This is a genomic window from uncultured Gimesia sp., assembly GCF_963972345.1.
Lineage (GTDB): Bacteria > Planctomycetota > Planctomycetia > Planctomycetales > Planctomycetaceae > Gimesia.
Map to the genome: position 1 here is coordinate 1 of NZ_CAXAVM010000007.1, position 23,923 is coordinate 23,923.

Genomic DNA, 23,923 nt, shown 5'->3' on the forward strand with positions numbered 1-23,923 from the left:
GACCCGTTGAAAGTTTTTCACTTCATAAAAGGCAATCCCGCAGGCCCAGGAAGTAAAACTCTGTGTATCGTCAAACGTATCCCATTTCCTCCAGAGCACCAGGCAGGTTTGCTGGAATACATCGTCGGCGTCGGTCTGGTGAGGCAGCAGTGTGCCGATAAAGCCTCGGATCAGACTGTGATGTCGAGCCAGCAGCGAAACAAATTGTTCATGAGGGGGCTGATTCATGGTGGTGTCTGTATCGAATTGTGTTTCCTGAGACAGTTCCATACTGGTGATCGTACGCCCGAATCACAACTGGACGGAGAGAAACCTCACTTTTTGGAACTGGTTTCTGATGAGTTCGTATTAAAATCTGTAAGTTTGCCTGCGGAGTGACTTTATCGCATCTGATTTTAGAACGATTATTTTGAAAGTATCTCCGTTTTGTGAAGCGTCCTCTCCTCCATTCCACTATACAGAAATTATAGCAGAACTGACGCTGATTCTATTGCGAATCGCAAATCTGAATTGCTGCGCCACTTGCGAGTTTACAGTAGAACGGGTAATCTCCTTGGGTTAATATTTATCATATCCTCTGCCCGGCCTTTGCGGTCGAGTGGCTTATGAACCTTCATTGCTTTAATAAATCGATCAGAGTGGTATAAATCCATGCAGGCATCAATGGATGATCAAAGCAGAATCGTCATTACAGGGATCGGTTTAACCGCTCCGAATGGCAACAATCTGGATGAATTTCGGCAAAGTCTACTGGCAGGTCGTTCGGGAGTTGTGGACTACAACATCCGTTATATGGGAGATGTACTCGCCGGCGTCTGTAATTTTGATGAATTACGCTACCAGAAACGAAAAGAAGTCCGCCGCGGAACGCGTGCCGGTTCCATCGCCGTTTACTGTGCGAATGAAGCCGTCAACCAGTCCGGTCTGGACTGGGAGAACGTGGCCCGCGATCGTGTCGGCGTTTATCTGGGGATCACCGAGCATGGGAATGTCGAGACAGAAAACGAAGTCTACGAAATTTCCCAGTTCGATTATGACACCAAAGTCTGGTCACATCATCACAATCCGCGGACCGTCGCGAATAATCCAGCCGGAGAGGTCACGCTCAACCTGGGAATTACCGGACCGCATCTGACGCTGGGCGCTGCCTGTGCTGCAGGAAATGCGGGGTTCATTCAAGGTGTACAGATGCTGCGTCTGAATGAAGTCGATATGGCCTTGTGTGGCGGTGTTTCAGAGAGTATTCATACATTTGGTATTTTTGCCAGCTTCCAGAGCCAGGGAGCTTTGGCCGTGCATGAAGATCCGACTAAAGCCTGCCGACCCTTCGATGTGAAGCGGAACGGGATCGTGGTCGCCGAGGGGGGCGCCGTCTGTACGCTGGAGCGTCTGCCTGATGCATTGGCTCGCGGTGCCACTATTTATGCTGAAATTATCGGCTATGCAATGAATTCCGATGCCAGTGATTTCGTGCTCCCGAATGCAACGCGGCAGGCAGAGTGCATTCATCTGGCGCTCAAACGGGCTGGTTTAAAGCCGGAAGATATTGATATCGTCAGTAGTCATGCCACGGCAACTCACCAGGGGGATATCGAGGAAGCCAAGGCGCTCGCCAGTGTGTTTGGTGATTGTCCCAATCTGGCGATCAACAATACCAAGAGTTTTATCGGACACGCGATGGGCGCTGCCGGCGCACTGGAGATGCTGGGGAACCTGCCCGCCTTCGAAGACGGGATTGCTCACGCGACGTTGAATCTTGATGAAATCGATCCGGAGTGCAAATTGCCTCAACTGGTTCCTAACGAGCCACGTCAGATGGAACGAGTGGAATGTATTCTGAATAATTCATTTGGAATGCTGGGAATCAATTCGGTTCTGATCGTAAAAAAATATTCTGCCTGATCAGACTGTTCAACGGCAACCTGCGGCGCTATAACCGGGCAAGAGTCTTCTCCTTGAAGAACTGTGTTAACCCATCGTAAAACATGATTCTCTCTGGATTTTCTGAAAAACTCTGCTTTCTTCAGGCCTGAGTCGGTTTAAATCCAATATTAGATCGGGTTATAGTATTCCTGATGAGGGGCGGGTTTTTGGAACCCGGCTTCTAGCGGGGAGATTCTTTGTTTGTTATAAGGGGCTTCCCACGACCGGGTTTCCCCGTGATCTTTGTGAGCTTCGCTGCACGAAATCGACGTTATTGGATTTTTTTGAAAGTTTGGAGTTTCTGCATGGCGCCGGAACAAATCAGATCGGTAATCTTGGATATCTTGTCTCGTATTGCTCCCGATGAAGATCTTTCGGATCTGGACGACAGTGTTCCTTTCCGGGAGCAGATGGAACTGGACAGCATGGATTTTCTGGATATTGTCATGGAGTTACGCAAACTCTATCGTGTACAGATTCCCGAAGAAGACTATGGTGAACTGGTAACCATGGACAGCACTGTCACCTACCTGACACCACTCTTGAAGGATGCGGAAAGCACCGTCTGAATCCCGTAAAATCCCTCCGCCATGACCTACGATTCAATCATTATCGGTGCCGGCCTGTCTGGGCTGGCCGCTGGGATCCGGCTGGCTTATTATGGGAAGCGGGTCTGTATTCTGGAAAGGCACACCACCATTGGTGGCCTGAATTCCTTCTATCGACTGCGCGGGCGGAATCATGATGTCGGCCTGCATGCGATTACCAATTATTCTCCCCCCGGCGGAAAACGGGGGCCACTCAATAAGATTCTCAGGCAACTCCGCTTCAGCTGGGAAGACTTTGACCTCAGCCCCCAGTTCGGTTCTTCGGTGGTGTTCCCCGGACATACACTGCGATTTAATAACGAGTTTGCATATTTCGAAGCTGAGATTGCAGCGCAGTTTCCCAGCCAGATTGATGGCTTTCGCCGTCTGGTCGCGGAAATAGACTCCCATAACATCGGCGACCTGGGACAGACCTGGATTTCCGCCCGGGCGCGTATGGCAGAGCATATATCCGACCCACTGTTGATCAACATGCTGCTCTGTCCGCTGATGTTTTATGGCAGCCCGTCAGAGCATGATATGGATTTCAACCAGTTCGTGATCATGTTTCGCAGCATCTACCAGGAAGGTTTTGCCCGTCCTTACAAAGGTGTGCGGTTGATTCTGAAGAACCTGGTGAAAAAGTTTAAATCGCTGGGGGGCGAACTGAAATTACGAGCGGGAGTTCAGCAACTGGTCACAGACGGCAAGCACGTTTCAGGTGTCGTCCTGGATGATGGCCAGGTGCTTGAAGCGAAAAATGTGCTCTCTTCTGCAGGATCCGCGGAGACGCTGCAACTGTGTGGCGCAGATGTTCCTGTGGACGATCGTTTTACGCCCGGGGAAATTTCTTTCGTCGAAACCATTTCCGTACTCGATCAGCAACCAGCGGAATTCGGTCACGACGAAACCATCGTGTTCTATAACGATTCCGAAGACTTTTACTACGAGCAGTCGAAAAACCCGGTTGATGTTCGCAGTGGGATTATCTGCTCGCCGAATAATTTTCAATATGACCAGCCGCTGGAAGAGGGTTCCATCCGTATTACCGCACTGGCAAATCCGGGGTACTGGATGAACCTTCCGGAAGACGAATACATCGAAGCCAAAAAGTACTGGTACGATCAGATCCTGGAATCCTCGCTGCGATTTATTCCTGACTTCCGTCCGCATGTGATCGACGTCGATACGTTTACGCCCCGTACCATCAAAAAATTCACCGGGCATATCAATGGCTGTGTTTATGGGGCACCCCGGAAAATTCTGGATGGTACAACTCCCTTCGACAATTTATTCCTCTGTGGTACAGACCAGGGATTTCTGGGCATCATCGGTTCGATGCTGTCGGGAATCAGTATTGCCAACCTGCATTTACTGAACGCGAAGTAAACATTCCAGTCTGCGAGGTGCTGTACTCTTGCTTCGATGTAAGGCAAAACGACGCGATTATTTCCGTTCCTCCGTGGTGAATTGTCACACTTTTGTCACAGCATCCTGATTTACTGCCGTTTAGTAGACAAAGGCCTTGTTTTACGATAAACAGGAGATGCAAAACTTGCCATTCATGCAGGAACAGTGAACCGTTGCTGTCCCCTCTTTTTCTTCTGCTACACTCAATACAACGCTGAATCATTATGGCCAAAGATTTTCTGAAAGATACTCAAGACGAATATGATGTGATTGTGATCGGCAGTGGTCTGGCAGGCATGACTTCTGCCAACATCCTCGCCCGCCAGGGATATTCGGTACTGCTCCTTGAACATCATTACCAGCTGGGAGGCATGGCTACCTGGTTCAAGCGTCAGAATGGTCATATCTTTGATATTTCCCTGCATGGCTTCCCGTATGGAATGCTCAAGAGCTGTCGAAAATACTGGACCCAGGAAATCGCCGATTCCATCGTGCCTCTCCGTGGCGTCCGTTTTGAAAATCCACAGTTCTCACTCGAAACCACATTCACCCGCGAGGACTTCACGCGTCTGCTGATTGAAAAATTCAGTATTGAACCTGAGACCGTCAAAAGCTTTTTTGATACCGCCCGTAAGATGAACTTCTTCGATGACCAGGGGAAAACCACCCGCGAACTCTTCGAAGAATTCTTTCCCGGCCGCGATGACGTCGTTCGACTGTTGATGGAACCGATTTCCTATGCCAACGGTTCCACACTGGAAGACCCCGCGATTACCTACGGAATTGTCTTCTCCAACTTCATGCAGAAAGGCGTCTACACGTTCCGTGGTGGCACAGACCGCCTGGTGAAGCTGATTAAAGCCGAAATGGAAAAGAATGGCGTCGATGTGCGCATCCGCACCCAGGTCGAGAAAGTCGAAGTCAGTCCCGATCGTCGTGTGACGGGAGTTGTGGTCAACGGAAAGCGGATTGGCTGTAAAGCCATCATGTCGAATTCGAACATCAAAGGTACAATTCTTAATCTGGTCGGCGAAGAGCACTTCGATCCGGAATTCATCGAAGAGACCAAAGCCGTGCGTCTGAATAACAGCAGTACGCAGGTTTATATCGCTCTCAAGCCCGGTGATGAACTCAACTTCTGCGGTGATCTGCTGTTCCATTCCGAGCATAACGGCTTCGACATCAAAGCCATGCTCAGCAAAGAAGTCAGCAGTCGTACATTCTCGTTTTATTATCCGGAAACACGTCCGGGCAGCGATCGTTCTCTGATCGTCTCATCCACGAACGCGAACTTCAGTGACTGGGCCGACCTCCCCGAAGAACAGTATGAAGCCGACAAAAATCATCTGATCGAAACCACTCTCGATTGCCTCGAGCAGTATGTTCCCAACATTCGCGACCGGGTGGATCACCTCGAAGCTTCGACACCGCGAACGTTTCAGCGCTACACACAGCATCTGCAGGGCGCATCATTCGGCACCAAGTTTGAAGGTCTCAAAGTCAGTAAGGAACTGCCCGAACAGATCGAAGGTCTGTATCATGCCGGTTCGGTGGGAATTATCATGTCCGGCTGGCTGGGAGCCGTCAACTACGGCGTGATCGTCAGTAATGATGTGGATAAATATCTGACCCCCGCTGCCGCCCGCATTTAGTTCTTGCCGAATCTGAATATAAACAAATACGAAACGGAATGTTCTCGTGAATCTGGATGATATCAAAGCCTGTATACCTCACCGCGAACCATTTTTGTGGCTCGACGAAGTCGTATCGATCGAAGAAAACAGCATCCACGCCCGCAAGTTTGTCTCACCTGAAATCGATATCTTTCAGGGACACTATCCCGATCATCCGGTTCTGCCTGGCGTGATCCTCTGTGAAGCCGCCATGCAGGCTGCAGCCGTTTTTATTGCGAAAACCGATGCCCCCGAGGCAGGTAAAGTTCCCGTTGCCACTCGCTTGAACAACACCAAATTCCGCCGCATGGTCAAGCCGGGAGAAACGATCGAGATTCTGGTCTCGCTGACCGAAAAGCTGGGCGGTGCTTACTTTTTTACCGGTAAAATCTCGGTGGGAAAAGAGACGGCAGTGCGGCTCGAATTTGCAGTGACCGCGGCTGACGGCTGAATATCATTTCCGGGCTGACTGATCTTCAATCCGATACAGGAAATGCTCGGTTCTGAGAATCAGTGACTTGCCTGCCACCGCCAGTGAAGCGACACAGCCTTCCTCCAGTTTATTCGAAGCCAGTTCCTTGTATTCTTTTCCGGGGAGAAACACCCGCGTCACACCTTCGCGATCGGGGGCGTAGATCTTACCATCTGCATAAATGGGAGACGCGGAAAACGAACTGCGGTCCATACGTTCTTTCCAGACCTCATCTCCCGTCTCTGCATCCAGGCAGGTCGCGATTCCCTTGTCATCAATCATGTACAACAGGCCGTCAATCAGTAACTGTGATGGCTTTGAAGGGATACCTTTCTGTTCGATCCACTTCACATGCGAGTCCGTGACGTTTCCATTACCACCCGGGTTGACCGCGTACAGATGGGCTTTACCAAATCCGGTACCGACATAAATCTTTTCACCATCAAATAAGGGGCGATTGGCGGCGGAATGCTGTGGGTAATAAAACTTCCAGTACTCATCTCCCGTTAATGGATTGTAGGAGAGCGTCGCTTTGGCAGCGGGGCTGATCAGCTGCACGCGTCCTTCGTATTCAATCACCCGGGGGGTAGCGAATGCTTTTTTGAAGTCGCCATTTTTTGTGCCATAATCAATGTCCCGGTCTTTCTTCCAGACTTCTTTTCCCGTCTCTTTGTCCAGCGCGACAATGTACTGAAAATCGTAGCCATCATATTGCAGAATCAGCAGGTTCTGATAAATGATGGGAGACGAACCGGCACCCCGCCAGTGATTGCAGGGATAATCGCGTCGTTCCCATAATACTTTCGCGGTGTTCGTATCCAGGCAGGCAGTGCCATACGCGCCGTAGTGCACATAGATTCGACCTTCCTCAATAATCGGAGTACTGGAGGCATGAGAATTACTGGGATCGATATACTGAGGTTTCTCAACATCAAAAATCTTTTGATCGTGCAGAATTATGCCCGTATTGAAATCGACGCAGACGACACCCAGCTCTTTGCCATCTTTGGTTGAAGTCGTCACCCACACCTGATCTTTCCAGACAACAGGAGAGGACCAGGCCCGCCCATGCACTGAGGTTTTCCAGACGATGTTCTCTGTCTCGCTCCAGGTGGTGGGCAATCCGGTTGCCTGCGATGTGCCGTCGGCGTACGGACCTCGGAACTGATTCCAGTGGGGTTCTTCTGCAATCGCCCATGATGCTGACAGATTGATCACAGCCAGCAGACAGAGAGCAGAGAACAGACATCGCATGGGGAGCAGGGCCATAGGAGATTCCTGAATTGAATATAAAATAAGCGGGCAGGCAAGCAGGAGTTGATCGGTAGAGTCGGAACACCACAGTATCAGGGATAATAACTAAAGGAAGTTAACAGGCAGACACTGTTATCTGCTGTGTTCGATTATAAGAGCCGTCACCCCTGATGCAATTGTAAAGCCGATTATTCTGTTTCTGAAGAATCTTTACGGGTGAACTCCACATCGATGATCTCTTCCTCTGCGGGAGTGTGAGGGGAGCCCGTCGATTGCTGAAAATCCTGAAACTGGGTCCCACTGGTATAGAACGTATTCTGTGAGCGGACCTGCAGTAATGCCCGCTGTTTGAGCCATTCCCCCATCCGGATTTTCAGCATTTCACGTAAGGAAGGAATCAGTAAAGCAAAGCCAACCATGTCGGTCATGATGCCGGGCGTGATCAGAAAAGCGCCGGCGATCAGAATCATCAATCCATCCAGCACGACGCCCGTGGGAGGCTGTCCCTGCACCATGCTCTGCTGGATTTTTTTCCAGGCCTGCGAGCCCTGCTTCCGGGCCAGCCAGGCGCCCAGAATACCCGTCACTACTACCAGACCGAACGTGATCACCGGACTGGTCAGCGAACTGAACCAGAGCAGTAGCCACAGCTCGGCGAGCGGAATAATCGTGAACAGAAGAAACAGTCGTAACAGCACAGTCAGTCACCGAAAATAAAGAAAATGATGCGAGGCCTTGTGCTTTGTCAAGCGGGACATTGAGGGTTGGGTGTGTTGTTTACGTGCTCCGTTGTCGCACTCTCGTGATATTGATCAGCCCCAAATTTAAAAATGACATTCCACTAGTCCGATATTCTATACCAAACAGGCATGGCTGAACATCCCCACCTGCAGAATCGCCGACAGCAATCCGCGGGTGAATTCACGGTCACCTGATTATTGTCCCCTCCTTCCGATTCTTCATCACTGCCGGAATGACACTACACAGATCCGACTTGACCCCGTCCTGCCACGGAAGAAACTACGCTGTTATGCGTCGCGCGCGTCGCCCTGATTCTTCTATCTGATCAAAGATCAGCGGGAGTCAAAACCGCATGCTCAATATCGCTTGTCTGAATGGGATTTCCACTTTCTGCGACAACGGAAGTTCCGGATGAGCACCTGTTTTCGGACCTGTTTCAAACACTTAAAACGCACATCCACGCCTGTATTACAAAACTAACCACACGACACGCGACAATCCTGCGCCAACAGGGGAAGAGTCACTCTGGAACGATTTCTGAATCAAACCCGCCAACAGGAGAGGCAGAACGATGCCCATTCCTGGATCCGTTCTTAGTAACAGCCAGCGAGTCTCCGGCAGGTAGCACAGCAAGTTCCGGGAAATATACAGCAAGTGGCATCCCCTCTCGTTCGTTGCCTTATTTTATCAGAGAACGTGCTGAAGCCTGCAGCTGAATTTAAGATCATCGCCTGCAATTCCTTGACTGTCAGCATCTCAGTAGCGTTTCCAGCAATACACCCTGTACAGTCAAATCCAGCAAATCAATCTCCTTCATCTCAATTTTTTACCTGCATTTTATTGCGTTCTCAGGTGCAAGATGTTGCATTTTCAGGTGCAGAAAATTGCACTGACAGCGGCGTGGAGAACGAAGAGATCTGATTTTAATGTTCATGAAACGAAAGGGAAAATAATAATTTCTGAAAGATTTACCCTGTGATTCAGGGCATAAACAGGTTTGCACATCTTGTTTACCGGAATTCTCATTTCGCTGGTATGTCGATTGCGTATCTGTTCAGAGTTCATTTTATTTTTATTGTCCCTGGTTAATGCTCCTGTACAGGACATGGGAAACAACTGCGAGTAAAACATGATGAAACACTCACCACTTTCTATTCTCAGTCTGCTGCTTATTTCACTTTTTTTGCAGGCTTGCTCCAAGCTGGAGGGACATAGCAACACAGAGCAGCATACAGAGCACCCTCGACACAAAATTATTGTGACCAGCCCGATGAAGAAGGACGTGATCAGTACACAGCAGTATGTCTGCCAGATCCACTCTTATCGACATATTGAGGTCCGGGCTCTGGAGGGCGGATATCTTGAAGAGATCCCCGTCAAAGAAGGACAGATGGTAAAGCAGGGGAGCACGATGTTCAGGATTTTACCGACTCTGTACGAGGCAAAACTGAACGCAGAAAAGGCGGAAGTCCAGCTGGCTCAGATTGAATACAACAATACGGAGAGGTTATACAATCAGAAAGTGGTCGCGAAACCAGAAGTCGCACTTGCCGAGGCAAAGCTGGCAAAAGTGAAGGCCAAGATGCAACTGACACAGGCTGAACTGGACTTTGCGACGATTAAGGCACCCTTTGAGGGCATTATAGATAAACAGCATCATCAGCAGGGGAGCCTGATTTCAGAGGGTGACATTCTCACCACTTTGTCTGACAACAGCGTCATGTGGGTTTACTTTAACGTACCTGAAGCACGTTATCTGGAGTATAAAGCCGACCCTCACAGAGATGATATTAAGGTAGAACTCCAACTGGCGGATGGCTCAAAGTTCCCGCAGATTGGCAAAATTGGGGCGATAGAAGCCGATTTTAATAACGAGACCGGGAACATTTCTTTCCGTGCCGATTTCCCCAACCCGGATGGCCTGTTGCGACATGGTCAGACCGGAAACATTTTGCTCAGTCGCGTTCTCAAGGACGCTATCGTTATCCCTCAGCGGGCAACGTATGAGATTCTTGCCAGGAAGTATGCTTATGTTGTTGGTAAGGATGATCTAAAGGATTCCATGGAGCACACTGAGAATCATGCAGTGAAGGGACAGGGAGAGCAGGGAAAAAAACATGCTGAACACTCTGACGGAAAGCATGAGGAGCAATTCACTGAAAAAAATACAGAACAGCATTCAGATGCACATGTCGGACATCATGAGAGCGAACACGCGGAAGAACGTGGCATCGTGCATCAGCGTGAAATTATCATCTTAAAAGAGCTGGACGACATATTTCTTATCAAAACAGGACTCGACGTGAACGATAAGATCGTACTTGAGGGGATCCAACAGGTTCGCGATGGAGAGCAGGTGGAATACGAGTACCTGGCTCCCGAAAGGGCACTTGAGAACCTGAAATCCCCCGCAGAATAGGACCCCCCGCCATGTTTGTGAAATTTCTTCACAGGCCTGCCCTGGCCATTGTCATCTCTCTGCTGATCCTGTTCATGGGTGGGCTGGCGATCGGCACACTGCCGATTTCGCAGTTTCCCTCGGTCGCGCCACCCAGCGTACGGGTCTCGGTTTCTTATCCTGGTGCCAGCGCCAAGATCTTAATCGACTCGACGATGGTGATCCTGGAGCAAGCCATCAATGGTGTCCCGAATATGCGTTACATGATGGGCGATGCTACCAGTGCCGGGGAAGGAACAATTCAGATCGTCTTTGAACCAGGCACGGACGCAAATGTGGCAGTCATGAACGTTAACAACCGGGTCAATATGGTCAAGAACCAACTCCCTCCCATCGTGGAGCGAGAGGGCATCATCGTCATGCAGAACATGACAAGCATGTTGATGTATGTGAATATTTTCAGTAAGGACCCCAACGTTGACCAAAACTTTCTTTACAACTACGCCACGGTTAACGTACTGAATGAGATCAAGCGGATTCCAGGCGTCGGTCGAGCTACGATTCTCGGTAATCGCTCGTATGCCATGCGCGTCGAACTGAAACTTGATCGCATGCGGGCCTACAAGCTCGATGCCGAAGCAGTGATGGAGGCACTTAACGAACAGAGCATGATTGGTTCACCAGGCCGACTGGGCCAGGCGACGGGCCAGACGTCTCAAAGCCTTGAGTACGTACTCACCTGGGTGGGACGCTATAAAACGCCAGAGGAATATGAGCAGATCATTTTGAAGTCGAATCCCGAGGGCGAGATCTTGCGTCTGGGAGATGTTGCCAACGTCTCGCTGGGCTCTTCTTTCTACGACCTTTATTCGGACATCGACGGCTTACCTTCGGCGGCCATCGTGCTTAAGCAAACCCCTGGCTCCAACGCGGCCCAGGTCATCAAAAAAGTCAAGGCGAAGGTGGCGGAGATCAAGCAGGAATCGTTCCCGCCGGGTATGGACTATGCAGTGACCTACGACGTTTCTCACTTCCTGGACGCATCCATCGAAAAGGTGCTGCATACCTTATTCGAGGCCTTCATCCTTGTTTCGCTGGTGGTCTATCTGTTCCTGGGAGACTTCCGCAGCACCTTGATCCCGACTCTGGCGGTTCCCGTATCGTTGATCGGCACATTCTTTTTCATGTTGATGTTCGGGATGTCGATCAACCTGATCACGCTGTTTGCCCTGGTGCTGGCGATCGGGGTCGTGGTGGACGATGCGATTGTGGTGGTCGAAGCGGTGCATGAAAAAATGCATACCAAACACCTCGGCCCCTATCAGGCAACCCGGGAGGTCGTGCATGAGATCAGTGGCGCAATTATCGCCATTACACTTGTGATGACCGCGGTGTTCATTCCGGTCACCTTTATGACTGGCCCGGTGGGTGTCTTTTACCGTCAGTTTGCCCTCACGATGGCCATGTCCATCGTGATCTCTGGTGTGGTTGCCTTATCGCTCACGCCAGTACTCTGCGCTATGATTCTCAAACCCCTCTCCGGCAACGAACAACGTGGCCTGATGGGTTTGGTTAACCGTAGTATCTTGAAGGTCGCCGGACGTTATGCTCCCGTTTTGCGCGGCTTGCTGAGCGTCCTGCTCGGGCTCGCTGTGGGGGCCGGGGTCTACTTTCTGCTGCACAATGAGTTAATCCACGAGGTGATATCCGAGCAGGTCGCATTGAACGGGACGAGGGTGCAGATCATCGCCAGTATCGTGGCGGTGTTGGCTATTTTATCGTTCCGAGCTGCGTTTTCGGGGAGCGACGGGAGTCAGAAGAAGCGGAGCCCGCTGGGTATCTTTTTGCATCTGTTCGACCGGGGGGTTGAAAAAGTGACGGGTGGTTACGCCGCCATCCTGGGGTTGATCATCACACGACGCGTGCTGACCATCGTCGTCATTGGAGCCTTCGGTTATGGTATTATGGTCGTGAACCAGGTGCTGCCCACGGGCTTTATTCCCCTGGAAGATCAGGGCATGATCTACGGCATCGTTCAAACGCCTCCAGGTTCGACGCTTGAGTACACGAACTCAAAGTGCCACGAACTGCAGGCGGTCTGCGAAGAAATGGACGAAATTACTTCGGTCTCCTCAATTGCGGGTTACGAAGTTCTGACCGAAGGTCGCGGCTCCAATGCAGGAACTTGCATTATCAACTTGAAGCCATGGGCGGAGCGCGAGCTGACCTCGAAGGAGATCATCGAGGAACTGGAGAAAAAAGGAACAAAGATCGCCAACATAAAATTGGAGTTTTTTGAGCCACCTGCCGTACCGGGCTTTGGTGCCGCCGGGGGCTTCTCGGTGAACCTGCTCGATAAGACCAATAGTGGCAACTACGAGGCGCTTGGAAAAGTGACCGACACCTTCATGGCGGCTTTATCCAAACGCAAGGAACTCAAGGGATTGTTCACGTTCTTTGCCGCCAACTATCCGCAGTATGAGATCGTGATCGACAATGACGTGGCCATGCAAAAAGGGGTGTCGATCCGTGATGCCATGGACAATCTCTCCATCGTCGTCGGCAGTACCTGGGAACAAGGTTTTGTGCGCTTCGGTCAATTCTACAAGGTGTACGTGCAGGCTGCGCCGGAGTTTCGACGTTACCCCGAAGATTTGGCCAACATGTTTGTAAAAAACGACCGTGGCGAAATGGTTCCCTACTCCTCGTTTATGCAGATCAAGAAAAAACAGGGGCTGAACGAAATCAGTCGTTATAACTTGTATCCAACCGCACCGATTCAAGGCGCTCCGGCAAAGGGTTACAGCAGCGGCGAGGCGATCGCGGCCATTCAGGAAGTTGCCGCCGAGACGCTGCCGCACGGCTTCGATATCGGTTGGCGTGGTCTTGCTTATGACGAGGCCAGCGCGGGGAATACGGCGATCTATATCTTATTAATCGTAGTCGTCTTCGTGTACATGGTTCTGGTGGGACAATACGAAAGTTTTATTCTGCCACTGGCAGTCATCGTCTCTTTACCCGTGGGTCTGTTCGGATCGTTTCTGTTCCTGAAGTCGATGGGGCTGGCGAACGATGTTTACTGCCAGATTGGTCTCGTCATGCTGGTAGGATTGCTGGGTAAGAATGCGATTCTGATTATCGAGTTCGCCGTCCAGCGCCGCCACGAAGGATTGAGCATCAAGGACTCTGGCATCGAGGGAGGGCGACTGCGCTTCCGGCCGATTCTGATGACGTCATTTGCTTTTATTGCCGGTCTGATACCGCTGGTTCGCGCGACCGGTCCCGGGGCAATTGGTAACCGCACGATTGGTTCGACGGCTGTCGGCGGGATGCTCATGGGGACAATCATCGGGGTCCTGGTGATCCCCGGTCTCTACTATCTGTTCGGCAAAATGGCTGACGGGAAAAAACTGATTAGAGACGAGCACGACGAACCACTCAGCGAATTATTCGAACGCGATACATAACTGGTTCTGTATAGGGAGTCTGTATCCGATCGCACAGAATTCCATCTTCGTGAATCCCTTCATATATTAAGCAAAAAATGCCAGAGAAGGAGAGCCTCTCCCCTGTTCTCCTCGTTAACTCAGTGTTGTCTGGTAGACTATTCTGCTGGGATTCTCTAATCACAGTAGAATTCTGGCTTGAAATGAAAACACATGAAGTTGATTCCTGTCTCAGGTCGAAGTAAGAACTAAATGTGATTGTCTCGACATGCATCTGAATCTGCCGCCAAAACAAGGACATGAACTGACAATCCACGCATAAAATCCACAAGGAAGTGGTTGTAAACCAGCAATTTAAAGCTCTGGTCAGGGTGTCAAGGATTAGGCAGATGAATCTATCAGTTCGATATTCTATCTCAAATATTAAGAAGATCGCTTTTTGGCCGACGATTATTTCGTCTCTTATGCTTTTGCTCACGTCGTGCAAAATTCCTTGTCTGCAACAGGCGGATGAAGGACCGGGAATGCCGGATACCTTCAATGGAAGTTACGACGAAACCAACTCAGCTGAGCTCGACTTCCATGCTCTGTTCGATGATCCGATGCTTTCAGGTCTGATTGATCAGGCGATGGTTGATAACCAGGAGTTAAAAATCCTGGCTCAGGACATCGATATCGCCAACAATGAAGCGTATTCCTGGACAGGTTCCTATCTGCCGTTCCTCAATTTGAGAGCGGGTGCCGGCATTGATAAACCCGGACGTTATACGCGTGATGGCGCTGTGGAAGACCAATTGCAGATTGCCCCCGGTAAAGCCTTTCCTGAGCCTCTCCCCAACTTCCTGCTCGCAGCCGATATCTCCTGGGAGATCGACATCTGGCGAAAGTTGCGGAACTCCCGGGACGCGGCTTCCTTACGCTATCTGGCTACTGAAGAGGGGCGGAACTACATTACCACTCGTCTGGTCGCCGAGATTGCCGAAAATTATTATGAACTTCTGGCACTCGACAAACGCATGGAGACGTTAGATATCACCATCGGACTTCAGGAACGAAGCCTCGAGGTTGCCAAAGCGAATAAAGAAGCAGCGCGGGGAACAGAACTGGCCATTCAGCGTTTCCAGGCTGAAGTTCGTAAGAACCAGAGTGAAAAGCTGATCATCCAGCAGGAACTGATTGAAACGGAAAACCGGATTAATTTCCTTGCTGGTCGTTATCCACAGCCTGTTGAGCGCAAACTCGTGGACTTCTTCGAACTCAATATGCACACGCTTAACATTGGTGTGCCATCTCAGATGCTGAATAACCGAGCCGATATTCGCCAGGCAGAACGCGAACTGCAGGCAGCAGGGCTCGAAATACAGGTTGCGAAGGCCCGCTTCTATCCTTCTCTGGTACTAAATGCCGGCGTGGGGTATTCGGCGTTCAACCCCAGGTATTTGTTTATTACACCGGAATCCCTGGTTTACAATGCCGTCGGTGAACTCGTCGCTCCCGTGATCAACAGAAGAGCCATCAAGGCTGATTACATGAGCGCGAATGCCAGACAGTTGCAGGCCGTTTATAAATATCAGCGTACCGTTCTGAACGCCTTCACCGAAGTTGTGAACCGCATCAACAAGGTAGAGAACTACGGCAAGAGCGTTGAAATCAAAATGCAGCAGTTGGCCGCACTTGAAGAATCGGTCGATGTTGCCACAAAGTTATTCCAGAACGCCCGCGCCGAATACGTGGAGGTCCTGCTGGCCCAGCGTGACCTGCAGGATGCGAAAGTGGTACTGATTGAAACCAAGCAGCAGCAACTGGCTGCCATCGTGAATACCTACCAGGCACTGGGGGGCGGCGGCGTGATCCCGACATATGATTATGGCCGGGTCACGATTTCAGACGAACAATATGTGCCGCCGATGATCGAAGAGAATGTGCCACCCATGCTGGATGAGAGTGTTCCTCCGAAGCCGGAAGAAAAGTGAAGAAAAAACTGTTCAGCATTATGCGACTATGCTGCGAAATGATTCCCCCCGCGTGCCAGGAAGACTTGTGGCCGATCTCATTATAGTCACTGTAGATGAGATTCCTGTGGTGAATTAAATGCCACCTGGCGAAATTGAAAACGCACTGATACCGTTCCTGCTTCAGAGGAAAACATCCGTTTTAAGGGTGCAGACATTTTAATATGTTCCATTCTGAATTTGTGAAACAGATTTATACACATTCAGATTCCTACATGCGCAATTTTGAATTTCAAAACCAGACTCATCTTTTCATCCTGATAAAATGAATTAAAGTAAAGGTGAGGTTCAACGGATTCAGAAAATGCAATTCTGAAGTGAGATACTCTTCATCTCGGGCCTGAAACGATGAACTGATTCAAACAACGGAATTCAAACGGGGTGCCCTGATGCAGATCAGAGTCGTCCAGATGAATTCGTGCAGGTGACGGAAAATTCGGTTTTCCCCACGACCTCTTAGAGCGTCTTGAGCATTCAGCTCAGGTTAAGAACAGCGACTCATTTCGCATGCTGTCAGTCTACGAACTCTAAAGGATCAACGACATGTCAAACTGGCCTGTAACCGTCGGCGATGTACGCATCGATCTGGATTTTGTCACCCGGCTCTCAGAAGGCTCTGTCTTTTTGAAAGATGGAACGATCATCAATTTACCTTCGGATGAGTTCACCGCCCTGTGTGAATTCTGGGATATGAACAGCGACAGCGTGCGCGTCGCCTCCACGCATCATGAAACCGATGTCCAACCCGTCTTCGGTTCATCGACTGCCCGGCGATCATAGTACACTCCGCTTTGCACCGTATCCCGGGTAAGTTCGCCTGCTGGAATCAGTGCAGCGAACGGAATCCGAATACTCCCTCTTCGGAGGACAGTTCAAGCCACTGACGGTCGACTGATTCAGCCAGAAACATCGTTTTGCAGGATAACCAGGCAAAATGATACTGATCTGGTTTCATTTATTACTGTCAGTCCCTGATTTCGTCATCTGCATCTGGAAAATAAAATCTTCAGCTTGCAGTGTCTGCAGATTCTGGTGCATTCCTTCAATCTGTTCTGCAGCTTACAGTTCTTAGCCAGTCATCGTCCCTGTTTTTTGTGATTCATCTGCATTGTTCGATTGGGGACAATCAACTGCATTTCCCCCGTTGCTGGTGTGTAGGAATTGACAATGAATTCGAGTTCTCTCTCTTGCTCAGAGCGATACCTGGGGTCATTATCATTTAAGTGTAATCCCAATGAAACGATGCGATTATTTACTGTTGAAAAACTCACCACTAAATATCCACTGATAACGGGCCAGCCGGTTAATTGTTCTGATTTATTACCAGCAACTATTGCCAACCCTAAGCCTTCTGGAATTCCTGATTGAGCCATGATCTTACTGGCTTCGTTACGATCCAGGCCCGCTTTGATCGGCTGCCTCCTGCTTTGCTGTGGATTATTCTGCAGCGTTTTATGAGGCACCGTCATCTGTATTTCACCGGTTTCAGGTACATAGGAACTGACTTTAAAGATGAGGTCCTTTGTATGCTCAGTGCGCGTTTTGGGATCCTTGTCTTCGAAATATAACCACAGGGAGAGAATGCGATTGTTGACCGTTGAATAGACCGCCACAAGATGTCCGTTGATCACCGGCCATCCGGTCAATCTCTGTGTTTTTTCACGCGGAGAAATCGCCAGCGGCAATTTGTCGTACTCTCCTGTCTCGGACATGACTTTGATTGCTGTGTTAATATCCTGACCGATGAAGATCTTCGACGCAGAAACGGCTTGCACCTGCTTCTGGCTGCCATACAGTGAAAGCGCCATCATAAAGACCAGAATAAAGGTTACAGACAGGACTGATGTTGATTTCATGATACCGACCCCCAAATGTTCATTTTATTCAGCATTCTTCTGGTACAAGAGCGCGTAATTGTATTCGAAGGGATTTTCTACCACCGTGGAAAACCACGTTAACGGCACATTATACTGCTCCGGAAGGAAAATCTTCAGCTGCTCGAAGGCGGTGTGCTTTTCTAAAATCTCGAAACAGCCCTCGGGAGTGGTAAACTGCAGTGCCACTTCATCGTACGAGAAAAAATCCAGTTTACAGACTTCAATTATCGTGACTTCAGACCAGCAGAAAACCTGGGTCTCAATGTCATCGTTTATTTTACGTACGATACCAGCTTGATTGATCAGATAGTCCGTGACGTTATTCTGACGTGAAAACAGCTTGACGAATTTCTGATAGAGTCGTTGTTTCATGTAATTGCTGAATTTATTTTATGGGAGCAGGCTGACATCAGGCAAAGGAGTTAATTCTACTGATTACTGTCTGCTTCCTTTTTCTGATGATTATTGTTTCCTCGATTACGTTTCTTCATCAAGACCTCCGGAGGGATGTTCAGCCTGGTAAAGACATCTTCGGGCAGTTGTGGGTTCAGTTCGATGCTTTCCACTTCATAGTCGTTGCGCCATGAGGTGACCTGGATTAATTCACGTCTGAGAATGTTCGAATCGTAACGCTCGATGAATGTCTTCCTGGGGAACCAGACTCCTTCCCGGACTTCCTGCCAGGTTTCGACGCGGGATTCTGAGCAGGGAAGTTCCTTTGACTGGCGGTAGGAATAATGCAGTTTGCGTATTGGAATCAGGTTGCGGTCTTGTGCCAGCCAGAGGTCGTTTCGAGAGCGGGGCTTTCCGTTCGCGTCGAACGTTTCGATGCGGACAGTTGTGCAATCCAACCCCTGTAACCTCTCCCTGCCGGTAATCTGAATTCGGGTTGTGAACCGAAAATTGGATTTCGACTCTCCGGTGTATTCACGAATGGCCTCTCTGCCTGCGAGATAAACTGAGAGGGGAACACGGGGACCGGCTGGCTCAAATAAAAACATATGCGGACGGGCCAGATCGGTCAGTCCGGGAGATTGATCGGAGATCATTCCATCTTGTTCGAGACGCGGCGGTTCTGTTGCGCCCTGGTTGCGCAACTTATCTTCCATAAAGTACTGGTAAGACGTTCCGTCGAAAACAGAAGTGATTGTTCTCGTGCCGGTGCGAATCTGAAACGGCCGTGTTTCCTCTTTGACTGTTCTAGAAGCGGAGTCACGAAAGCCTTCTTTAAGCCAGCCTAAACCACCGGTAAGGTGTTTTACAAAATCTCCGCTGGTCTGTGTACGCTCAGCGAACTTTTCACCCTGTACTGTCAGTGCGATCGTGGACTGGCGTTTCACTTTAATGGAATCGTCATGTAGAAACCAGCCGGCATGAGCGACTTCAGAACAGGTCAGTTGGAGCCGCAGATTCTGGTATAGAGTCTCATTTTGTGCTACTGCCCGTATCAGCTTCTGCAACTCAGCAGAGCATGCGTCTTGTTTCTGTTCGCCTTGCGCAGAGACAGGGATCAAAGCAATAACCAGCAACAAGGTCATAAACCGTAAAGAGTAAGAGAATTGGCTCAGCAAAGTATTTGTCAGCAGCATGCAAATGCTCCGTTTCTGACTGGCTATCCGAAAAAATGTAAGTGACTTCCCTGAGTACTATACTAATGGATAATCTGATGCTGTGGAAATATAAAATGCGGAATCACTCAAGATCGACAGAATGAAAATTCCTGTTCAGAGAGTCTCAGTTCTCACCGTATTTCATTCGTCCTCTTCGATGACCAGCAGCTCAAGAAATGCCTGAAAGTGTTCTGCCACGAAATATTCTTCGCTAGAACCATCTATTCCCAACTCTTCCAGCTGGATCTGGTAGTCCTGATTTACAACAATCGCAGGCGTATCGCATTCCACATCATACGCCACTATCCAGCGTTTGCCGACTTTGAAGGGGCGGCCGAAAAACTGAAATGATTCGACGGGGGCAAACAGAGGCTCGAAATCCAGCAGCAGAGGCGCGGGAAGTTTGATGCCGAAGCTGTTATAAGAGTTTTTGTCCGGAAACTGTGTTGCGTAAAACTGCTGAGCGGCATTGCTGCTGAGCGGACCAAAGACCTCTTCAAAGTCCAGCGGTTTGCGTTTGAACCAGTTCCAGAAAACCATGGCAGTAGTCTCACTCACTTGTGATCAGTTTTAGAAGGGCTTCTGCAGAGTTTGCAGGTCTGAAGTCAATTCGAACTGGTTCCAGGCTCTTTCTCATCGTCTTCAATTTGATTCCTGCTCTGCAGCCAGCGGGCGATGCTCCAGCAGAGAAGAGCCCAGCTGAGTCCCGCGATCCAGCCGGCGATGACGTCGGTCGGGTAATGCACGCCCAGGTAGATGCGACTCAGGCCGACCAGAATCGTCAGCAGAATCGCCACACTCAGCACGTAAACTTTCAATATGGTTCGGGGAATGACTGATGCCAATAGTGCCCCCAGGGTGAGATAAATGACTGCCGACAGCATCGAGTGGCCGCTGGGGAAACTGCTGGTGTAGACGTGGGACAGATGAGGTACGACATCGGGCCGCGGTCGGCTGATAAAATGCTTGAGCAGCGTACTGAGCAGCAATCCTCCCAGGGCAGCTGCCAGCAAAAGTGCGATCACGCGCGGCTTCTTTTCAATCCAGAGATACCCCGCCACGATCACAGTAAAAAACACCAGTGCCGCCACACCGCCAAAAGCGGTCAGGTCGCGACCCATTTCCTGTACCCAGGCCGATCCGAGCGGAGTTGCCGGGTCATCTGCTTGGCGCAGCGACCGGATGACCCACTTGTCAAAGGCCTGCGTTTCCTGCTCGAGTACTTCATCGGCGATTTCGATAAAGGCCCAGGTGGATACGGCAAAACCCAGGCAGACCACCAGCAGCAGGGGTTCTCGACTTTTTAACCAGGTCCATGTTCGTCGGAGGAATTCCAGAATTTGTCGTTGCATTGTTCTGACTTCAATAGTGGAATGTCATTTTAAAATTTGGGTTGATCAATATCACGAGAGTGCGACAACGGAGCACGTGAACAACACACCCAACCTTCAATTTCCAGCTTGACAAAGCCTGGAGGATTGCAGGCTGGAGCCCGTATGGTTCACTCGACTTACCGTGAATGGTTATCTTACAGGAAATCGATTAAACTATGAACAATGAAACCGGAAAAGCATCATCCCAACGACGTTGAACGACCTCCGTCCCGAATCCTGCGCGACCTGCACTGGGCCATTACCAGCCCCGCGCTCATTTTCTCCTCCCCTCAAGTCCTCAGCCTGGTTGAGGAACTGGATCTCTCGTTGATCGATGTGGAAGAACTGCAGGAATTCATAACGCCGTATTCCCGTTATCGTGTGGGAGAGTACTTTGAAGGACTGGTCTTATACTGGCTGGAGCGGATTCGCAAATTAAAAATCATCGCGCAACATCAACAGTTGTTTGTTGAAAACCAGACCGTTGGGGAAATCGATTTTCTGTTTGAAGATGCAGCAGGCGAGCTCAATCACTGGGAGACCGCGGTCAAGTTTTATCTGTATTATCCGCATGAGAATCAAACCGGCAGTTCTTTCATCGGGCCGAATGCCAAAGACACCTTTGAAAGGAAGCGACGGCGGCTGTTCGAACATCAGCTGCCATTGAGCAAAACCCACTTTCCTGATGTGGCGCATCGTGTCGCGTTTGTCAAAGGCATCATTTTTTATCCTCCCCACCACACGCCGCCATCACAACTCCCGGGAAAACTTTCATCAACTCACCTGACAGGCCTCTGGCTGTATCATTCTGAATTAGACTGGCTCGAACAGCATTCTGGCGCGACTGTTTACCAGATCCGGGAAAAACCGGACTGGCTCTCCCCTGCAGTCTGCGAGCCAGGTGCGGAGAAGTTATTGACCTTCTCTGAGTTGAAGCAAACTCTGGCTGCCCATTTCCAGGAAGGCGACCGACCGCTGATGATCAGTGCCCTGAAGCGGGACGAGACGGATTGTCAGGAGATCAAGCGTCTATTCGTCGTAGCTGAGAACTGGCCTGAGTGAGTGTCTTTCAGACAGGCGCCATGAAACGAAAGGGTTCTGCCGGCTGGAACTGGTCGGTCTGATCGCCGCTGAGATCGTAGTTGCCAACCAGTGTCAGTTTTCGTGTGCCTGAATCGGGACTGAAATCGATCTGTTTGAGATCAACCCAGACCAGACCCGGGCTGGCGGTGTCTTCATAGAAATAGATTTTGTGTTTCTGGTCACTGACCGTACGCCAGATGGTGGAAGAGATATTCGGCTGATCGGGAGTACTGATTCCGCGGGGCACACTCACATTTCGCATCACGCTGAACACACTGGCGGCCGCCTCACGGGGATTGGCTGACTGCGCACAGGCATTGATATAAAAAGAGGCCCGGGCAAAGCGATCTGCGGCCCGGTTGGTGCCCGGCAACATCACCGTGCCCCCAATCTGCTGCCAGTACTTGTTCAAAGCGATCTGTTCATCGAAAACGGGTGAGTTCGTCATGACCTGGTACTGACGACCATGATGGATCTTTAACTCTCCCCCCACATATTCAAAAATGGCCGAGTCACCTGAGGGGTCAGAAAGCGAAAGATGGACCGTTCCCGCGGCGCCATTGGGAGCCACCACCGTCACAATCCGGAAGGTTTCTTTGCGCAGTTCAGTGACGGCTTCTTCGACCGTTGCAAACTGGTCGAGCACATACTGCGCCCAGGCGGAAATCACGATCGCGGGCCGCGGATCATCGTCGGCGGGATATTCTGATTCCACCAGGTAGAGCAGATTGGCCACCAGACCGGCTTCATTCATGCCATCCGCAGTTCCTCCTTCGTAAAGAGAAGCGACCACGGAGCCATATTGACTGGTCCAACTCAGCGAGGCATCTCCCAACCCCCCGTCGCGGGACATCCCCCGCGGAAAAATCCAGAGATTGCTCTGCAGATCTTCTTTCCAGTCCATGGTTCGACCAGTCACAGTCTCCCCTTCTGGTCCCAGGTAAACCGCCCGTGTGCACATAATCTGCTTCCTTTTCTGAGGCTGGTTCCCTTACTGGAATACCAGCTGAATTATAACAATTGTCGCAAGAAGTAACTTGCTGTATTAACAAGCTGTATCTCAACATTATAGCTTCTTCACATGCTGTTGTCAGATCTGGAACGAACTTGGTTCAGGTTGCTTAAGCTTCTTCCGTGAAAAATATTTAATCAAGAATCTCTGAAGGTACGTTAAATACTGACAGGAGTTCGAATAGATAATGCAGTGAAGCTGATCGAGTATCCTTGGGAATTCTGTCTGCTTTTTCTGTTTCAGGAGCGAACAAAACCTCAGTCCCGACTAAAATGAGTGTTCCCCGACAAAACTCGTTTAGGATATTTCTATAACAGGATTTAAATAAAGGTACTCATGATGTCATTTCAACGTTCTTTCTTTTCGCTGCTTTGTCTGCTTGCTCCCCTCTCAGTTTTCGCAGGAGCACCAGTAGCCATTCCCGCTGATTACTTTCAGCAGACGCTGTTCAAGGACGATTTCTCAGAGACAGAGCTGGGCAAACAGTGGACGCTTTATAAAAGCTCGTCATTGATTAAGGATGGCGTGCTGCAGGGAGTGGAACTCAAGGATGGCGGTCACGCCGCCGTGCATCAGTTGAAGACGGAACCTTACAGCGATGTGGAGTTGACCGTCGATCTCAAGTTTGCCGGCTCTCCTTCCACCAATCTCACATTCAACCAGCACAAGTTCAAAGGCTCGCACGCGGGGCACCTCTGTCGCGTGGTGGTTTCGCCAACGAAGATCATCCTGCGTGACGGCAAGACCGGCGTCTTCAATAATGAGATCTGCAAAAAACGCCAGTCCAAAGAAAAGTTGACACCGGAAGAACAGGCGATCCTGAAAAAGACGCAGGCCGTATTTCCGGTCAAACTGGAAAAAAACAAATGGTATACGGTCACCGTGCGTATCAAGGGAGATCTGATGCAGGCCTTCATCGATGGCAGGCTGATCGGTTCGCTGCAGTCGCCCGGCATCGCGCATGCGACCAAAGACAAGATAGGTCTGGTCACGCCGAAAGAGTCAATTCATTATGATAATGTGATTGTCAAAGTGCCTTGATTTCTACAGAA

At 50.1% G+C, this 23,923-nt stretch carries 21 protein-coding genes; 12 read left to right on the forward strand and 9 right to left on the reverse strand.

What is annotated here, in order from left to right; translation table 11 throughout:
• Nucleotides 1-228: sigma factor (locus tag AACZ40_RS01965; RefSeq protein WP_339672994.1), on the reverse strand; the 228-nt coding region annotated here is incomplete at its 3' end.
• Nucleotides 229-663: 435 nt separating this feature from the next.
• Here AACZ40_RS01965 and AACZ40_RS01970 point away from each other — a divergent pair.
• The 5 genes from AACZ40_RS01970 (at nucleotide 664) to AACZ40_RS01990 (ending at nucleotide 6,044) form a co-directional block, all read left to right on the forward strand.
• Nucleotides 664-1,902, forward strand: coding sequence for a beta-ketoacyl-[acyl-carrier-protein] synthase family protein (locus AACZ40_RS01970; RefSeq protein ID WP_291176956.1), 1,239 nt, complete (start codon nucleotides 664-666; stop codon nucleotides 1,900-1,902).
• A gap of 326 nt (nucleotides 1,903-2,228) precedes the next feature.
• Nucleotides 2,229-2,492 (forward strand): acyl carrier protein, encoded by a 264-nt coding sequence (locus tag AACZ40_RS01975; protein WP_002646333.1) that lies wholly within the window; start codon nucleotides 2,229-2,231, stop codon nucleotides 2,490-2,492.
• 21 nt (nucleotides 2,493-2,513) lie between these two features.
• Nucleotides 2,514-3,899, forward strand: coding sequence for an NAD(P)/FAD-dependent oxidoreductase (locus AACZ40_RS01980; protein WP_291176965.1), 1,386 nt, complete (start codon nucleotides 2,514-2,516; stop codon nucleotides 3,897-3,899).
• A gap of 245 nt (nucleotides 3,900-4,144) precedes the next feature.
• Nucleotides 4,145-5,572: an NAD(P)/FAD-dependent oxidoreductase gene (locus AACZ40_RS01985; RefSeq protein ID WP_291176967.1), complete on the forward strand. Its 1,428-nt coding sequence runs from the start codon at nucleotides 4,145-4,147 to the stop codon at nucleotides 5,570-5,572.
• Between the two features lie 46 nt (nucleotides 5,573-5,618).
• The gene (locus AACZ40_RS01990) at nucleotides 5,619-6,044 is read left to right on the forward strand and encodes a 3-hydroxyacyl-ACP dehydratase FabZ family protein (protein WP_291176970.1); all 426 of its coding nucleotides are present in this window, start codon (nucleotides 5,619-5,621) and stop codon (nucleotides 6,042-6,044) included.
• 3 nt (nucleotides 6,045-6,047) lie between these two features.
• Here AACZ40_RS01990 and AACZ40_RS01995 read toward each other — a convergent pair whose 3' ends face one another.
• Nucleotides 6,048-7,334 (reverse strand): PQQ-binding-like beta-propeller repeat protein, encoded by a 1,287-nt coding sequence (locus tag AACZ40_RS01995; RefSeq protein ID WP_291176973.1) that lies wholly within the window; start codon nucleotides 7,332-7,334, stop codon nucleotides 6,048-6,050.
• Nucleotides 7,335-7,507: 173 nt separating this feature from the next.
• The gene (locus AACZ40_RS02000; RefSeq protein ID WP_291176976.1) at nucleotides 7,508-8,017 is read right to left on the reverse strand and encodes an FxsA family protein; all 510 of its coding nucleotides are present in this window, start codon (nucleotides 8,015-8,017) and stop codon (nucleotides 7,508-7,510) included.
• Between the two features lie 697 nt (nucleotides 8,018-8,714).
• Between AACZ40_RS02000 and AACZ40_RS02005 the strand changes: the two genes are divergently transcribed.
• The 5 genes from AACZ40_RS02005 (at nucleotide 8,715) to AACZ40_RS02025 (ending at nucleotide 16,696) form a co-directional block, all read left to right on the forward strand.
• A complete protein-coding gene (locus AACZ40_RS02005; protein ID WP_291176978.1) occupies nucleotides 8,715-8,981 on the forward strand; it encodes a hypothetical protein in 267 nt (88 codons plus the stop codon).
• A gap of 361 nt (nucleotides 8,982-9,342) precedes the next feature.
• On the forward strand, nucleotides 9,343-10,479 hold the full coding sequence (locus tag AACZ40_RS02010; RefSeq protein WP_339673004.1) for an efflux RND transporter periplasmic adaptor subunit: 1,137 nt from the start codon (nucleotides 9,343-9,345) through the stop codon (nucleotides 10,477-10,479).
• Nucleotides 10,480-10,490: 11 nt separating this feature from the next.
• The gene (locus tag AACZ40_RS02015) at nucleotides 10,491-13,925 is read left to right on the forward strand and encodes an efflux RND transporter permease subunit (RefSeq protein WP_291176984.1); all 3,435 of its coding nucleotides are present in this window, start codon (nucleotides 10,491-10,493) and stop codon (nucleotides 13,923-13,925) included.
• A gap of 503 nt (nucleotides 13,926-14,428) precedes the next feature.
• Nucleotides 14,429-15,877 carry an efflux transporter outer membrane subunit gene (locus AACZ40_RS02020; RefSeq protein WP_291176987.1) on the forward strand — a complete coding sequence of 483 codons (1,449 nt, stop codon included), beginning with the start codon at nucleotides 14,429-14,431 and terminating at the stop codon, nucleotides 15,875-15,877.
• A gap of 582 nt (nucleotides 15,878-16,459) precedes the next feature.
• Nucleotides 16,460-16,696: a hypothetical protein gene (locus AACZ40_RS02025; protein WP_291176990.1), complete on the forward strand. Its 237-nt coding sequence runs from the start codon at nucleotides 16,460-16,462 to the stop codon at nucleotides 16,694-16,696.
• Between the two features lie 296 nt (nucleotides 16,697-16,992).
• On the opposite strand, the gene AACZ40_RS02030 is transcribed toward AACZ40_RS02025, so the two are convergent.
• The 5 genes from AACZ40_RS02030 to AACZ40_RS02050 all read right to left on the reverse strand — a co-directional run bounded on the left by AACZ40_RS02030 (nucleotide 16,993) and on the right by AACZ40_RS02050 (nucleotide 20,755).
• On the reverse strand, nucleotides 16,993-17,691 hold the full coding sequence (locus AACZ40_RS02030) for a hypothetical protein (RefSeq protein WP_339673011.1): 699 nt from the start codon (nucleotides 17,689-17,691) through the stop codon (nucleotides 16,993-16,995).
• Nucleotides 17,692-17,796: 105 nt separating this feature from the next.
• The gene (locus AACZ40_RS02035; RefSeq protein WP_291176996.1) at nucleotides 17,797-18,165 is read right to left on the reverse strand and encodes a hypothetical protein; all 369 of its coding nucleotides are present in this window, start codon (nucleotides 18,163-18,165) and stop codon (nucleotides 17,797-17,799) included.
• A gap of 56 nt (nucleotides 18,166-18,221) precedes the next feature.
• Entirely contained in the window at nucleotides 18,222-19,382 is a 1,161-nt protein-coding gene (locus AACZ40_RS02040) for a hypothetical protein (RefSeq protein WP_291176999.1), read from the reverse strand.
• Between the two features lie 162 nt (nucleotides 19,383-19,544).
• Complete coding sequence (locus tag AACZ40_RS02045) at nucleotides 19,545-19,961, reverse strand: hypothetical protein (RefSeq protein WP_291177001.1); 417 nt, start codon at nucleotides 19,959-19,961, stop codon at nucleotides 19,545-19,547.
• Between the two features lie 47 nt (nucleotides 19,962-20,008).
• Nucleotides 20,009-20,755, reverse strand: a complete 747-nt coding sequence (locus AACZ40_RS02050; protein WP_291177005.1) for a phosphatase PAP2 family protein — start codon at nucleotides 20,753-20,755, stop codon at nucleotides 20,009-20,011.
• A gap of 204 nt (nucleotides 20,756-20,959) precedes the next feature.
• On the opposite strand from AACZ40_RS02050, the gene AACZ40_RS02055 reads away from it, so the two are divergent.
• The gene (locus tag AACZ40_RS02055) at nucleotides 20,960-21,838 is read left to right on the forward strand and encodes a DUF1853 family protein (protein WP_291177008.1); all 879 of its coding nucleotides are present in this window, start codon (nucleotides 20,960-20,962) and stop codon (nucleotides 21,836-21,838) included.
• Nucleotides 21,839-21,845: 7 nt separating this feature from the next.
• On the opposite strand, the gene AACZ40_RS02060 is transcribed toward AACZ40_RS02055, so the two are convergent.
• Nucleotides 21,846-22,820 (reverse strand): linear amide C-N hydrolase, encoded by a 975-nt coding sequence (locus AACZ40_RS02060; RefSeq protein WP_291177010.1) that lies wholly within the window; start codon nucleotides 22,818-22,820, stop codon nucleotides 21,846-21,848.
• 387 nt (nucleotides 22,821-23,207) lie between these two features.
• On the opposite strand from AACZ40_RS02060, the gene AACZ40_RS02065 reads away from it, so the two are divergent.
• Nucleotides 23,208-23,912 (forward strand): family 16 glycoside hydrolase, encoded by a 705-nt coding sequence (locus AACZ40_RS02065; RefSeq protein WP_291177012.1) that lies wholly within the window; start codon nucleotides 23,208-23,210, stop codon nucleotides 23,910-23,912.
• Nucleotides 23,913-23,923: the final 11 nt, after the last annotated feature.

Excerpts from the sequence above, each read along its gene's own strand:
- AACZ40_RS02065 (WP_291177012.1), top strand. The coding sequence starts at position 23,208 with ATGATGTCATTTCAACGTTCTTTCTTTTCGCTGCTTTGTCTGCTTGCT.
- AACZ40_RS01995 (WP_291176973.1), bottom strand. The coding sequence starts at position 7,334 with ATGGCCCTGCTCCCCATGCGATGTCTGTTCTCTGCTCTCTGTCTGCTG.
- AACZ40_RS02040 (WP_291176999.1), bottom strand. The coding sequence starts at position 19,382 with ATGCTGCTGACAAATACTTTGCTGAGCCAATTCTCTTACTCTTTACGG.
- AACZ40_RS02020 (WP_291176987.1), top strand. The coding sequence starts at position 14,429 with ATGCCGGATACCTTCAATGGAAGTTACGACGAAACCAACTCAGCTGAG.
- AACZ40_RS02025 (WP_291176990.1), top strand. The coding sequence starts at position 16,460 with ATGTCAAACTGGCCTGTAACCGTCGGCGATGTACGCATCGATCTGGAT.
- AACZ40_RS01980 (WP_291176965.1), top strand. The coding sequence starts at position 2,514 with ATGACCTACGATTCAATCATTATCGGTGCCGGCCTGTCTGGGCTGGCC.
- AACZ40_RS02015 (WP_291176984.1), top strand. The coding sequence starts at position 10,491 with ATGTTTGTGAAATTTCTTCACAGGCCTGCCCTGGCCATTGTCATCTCT.
- AACZ40_RS02055 (WP_291177008.1), top strand. The coding sequence starts at position 20,960 with ATGAAACCGGAAAAGCATCATCCCAACGACGTTGAACGACCTCCGTCC.
- AACZ40_RS01970 (WP_291176956.1), top strand. The coding sequence starts at position 664 with ATGGATGATCAAAGCAGAATCGTCATTACAGGGATCGGTTTAACCGCT.
- AACZ40_RS01985 (WP_291176967.1), top strand. The coding sequence starts at position 4,145 with ATGGCCAAAGATTTTCTGAAAGATACTCAAGACGAATATGATGTGATT.
- AACZ40_RS01975 (WP_002646333.1), top strand. The coding sequence starts at position 2,229 with ATGGCGCCGGAACAAATCAGATCGGTAATCTTGGATATCTTGTCTCGT.
- AACZ40_RS02035 (WP_291176996.1), bottom strand. The coding sequence starts at position 18,165 with ATGAAACAACGACTCTATCAGAAATTCGTCAAGCTGTTTTCACGTCAG.
- AACZ40_RS02050 (WP_291177005.1), bottom strand. The coding sequence starts at position 20,755 with ATGCAACGACAAATTCTGGAATTCCTCCGACGAACATGGACCTGGTTA.
- AACZ40_RS02060 (WP_291177010.1), bottom strand. The coding sequence starts at position 22,820 with ATGTGCACACGGGCGGTTTACCTGGGACCAGAAGGGGAGACTGTGACT.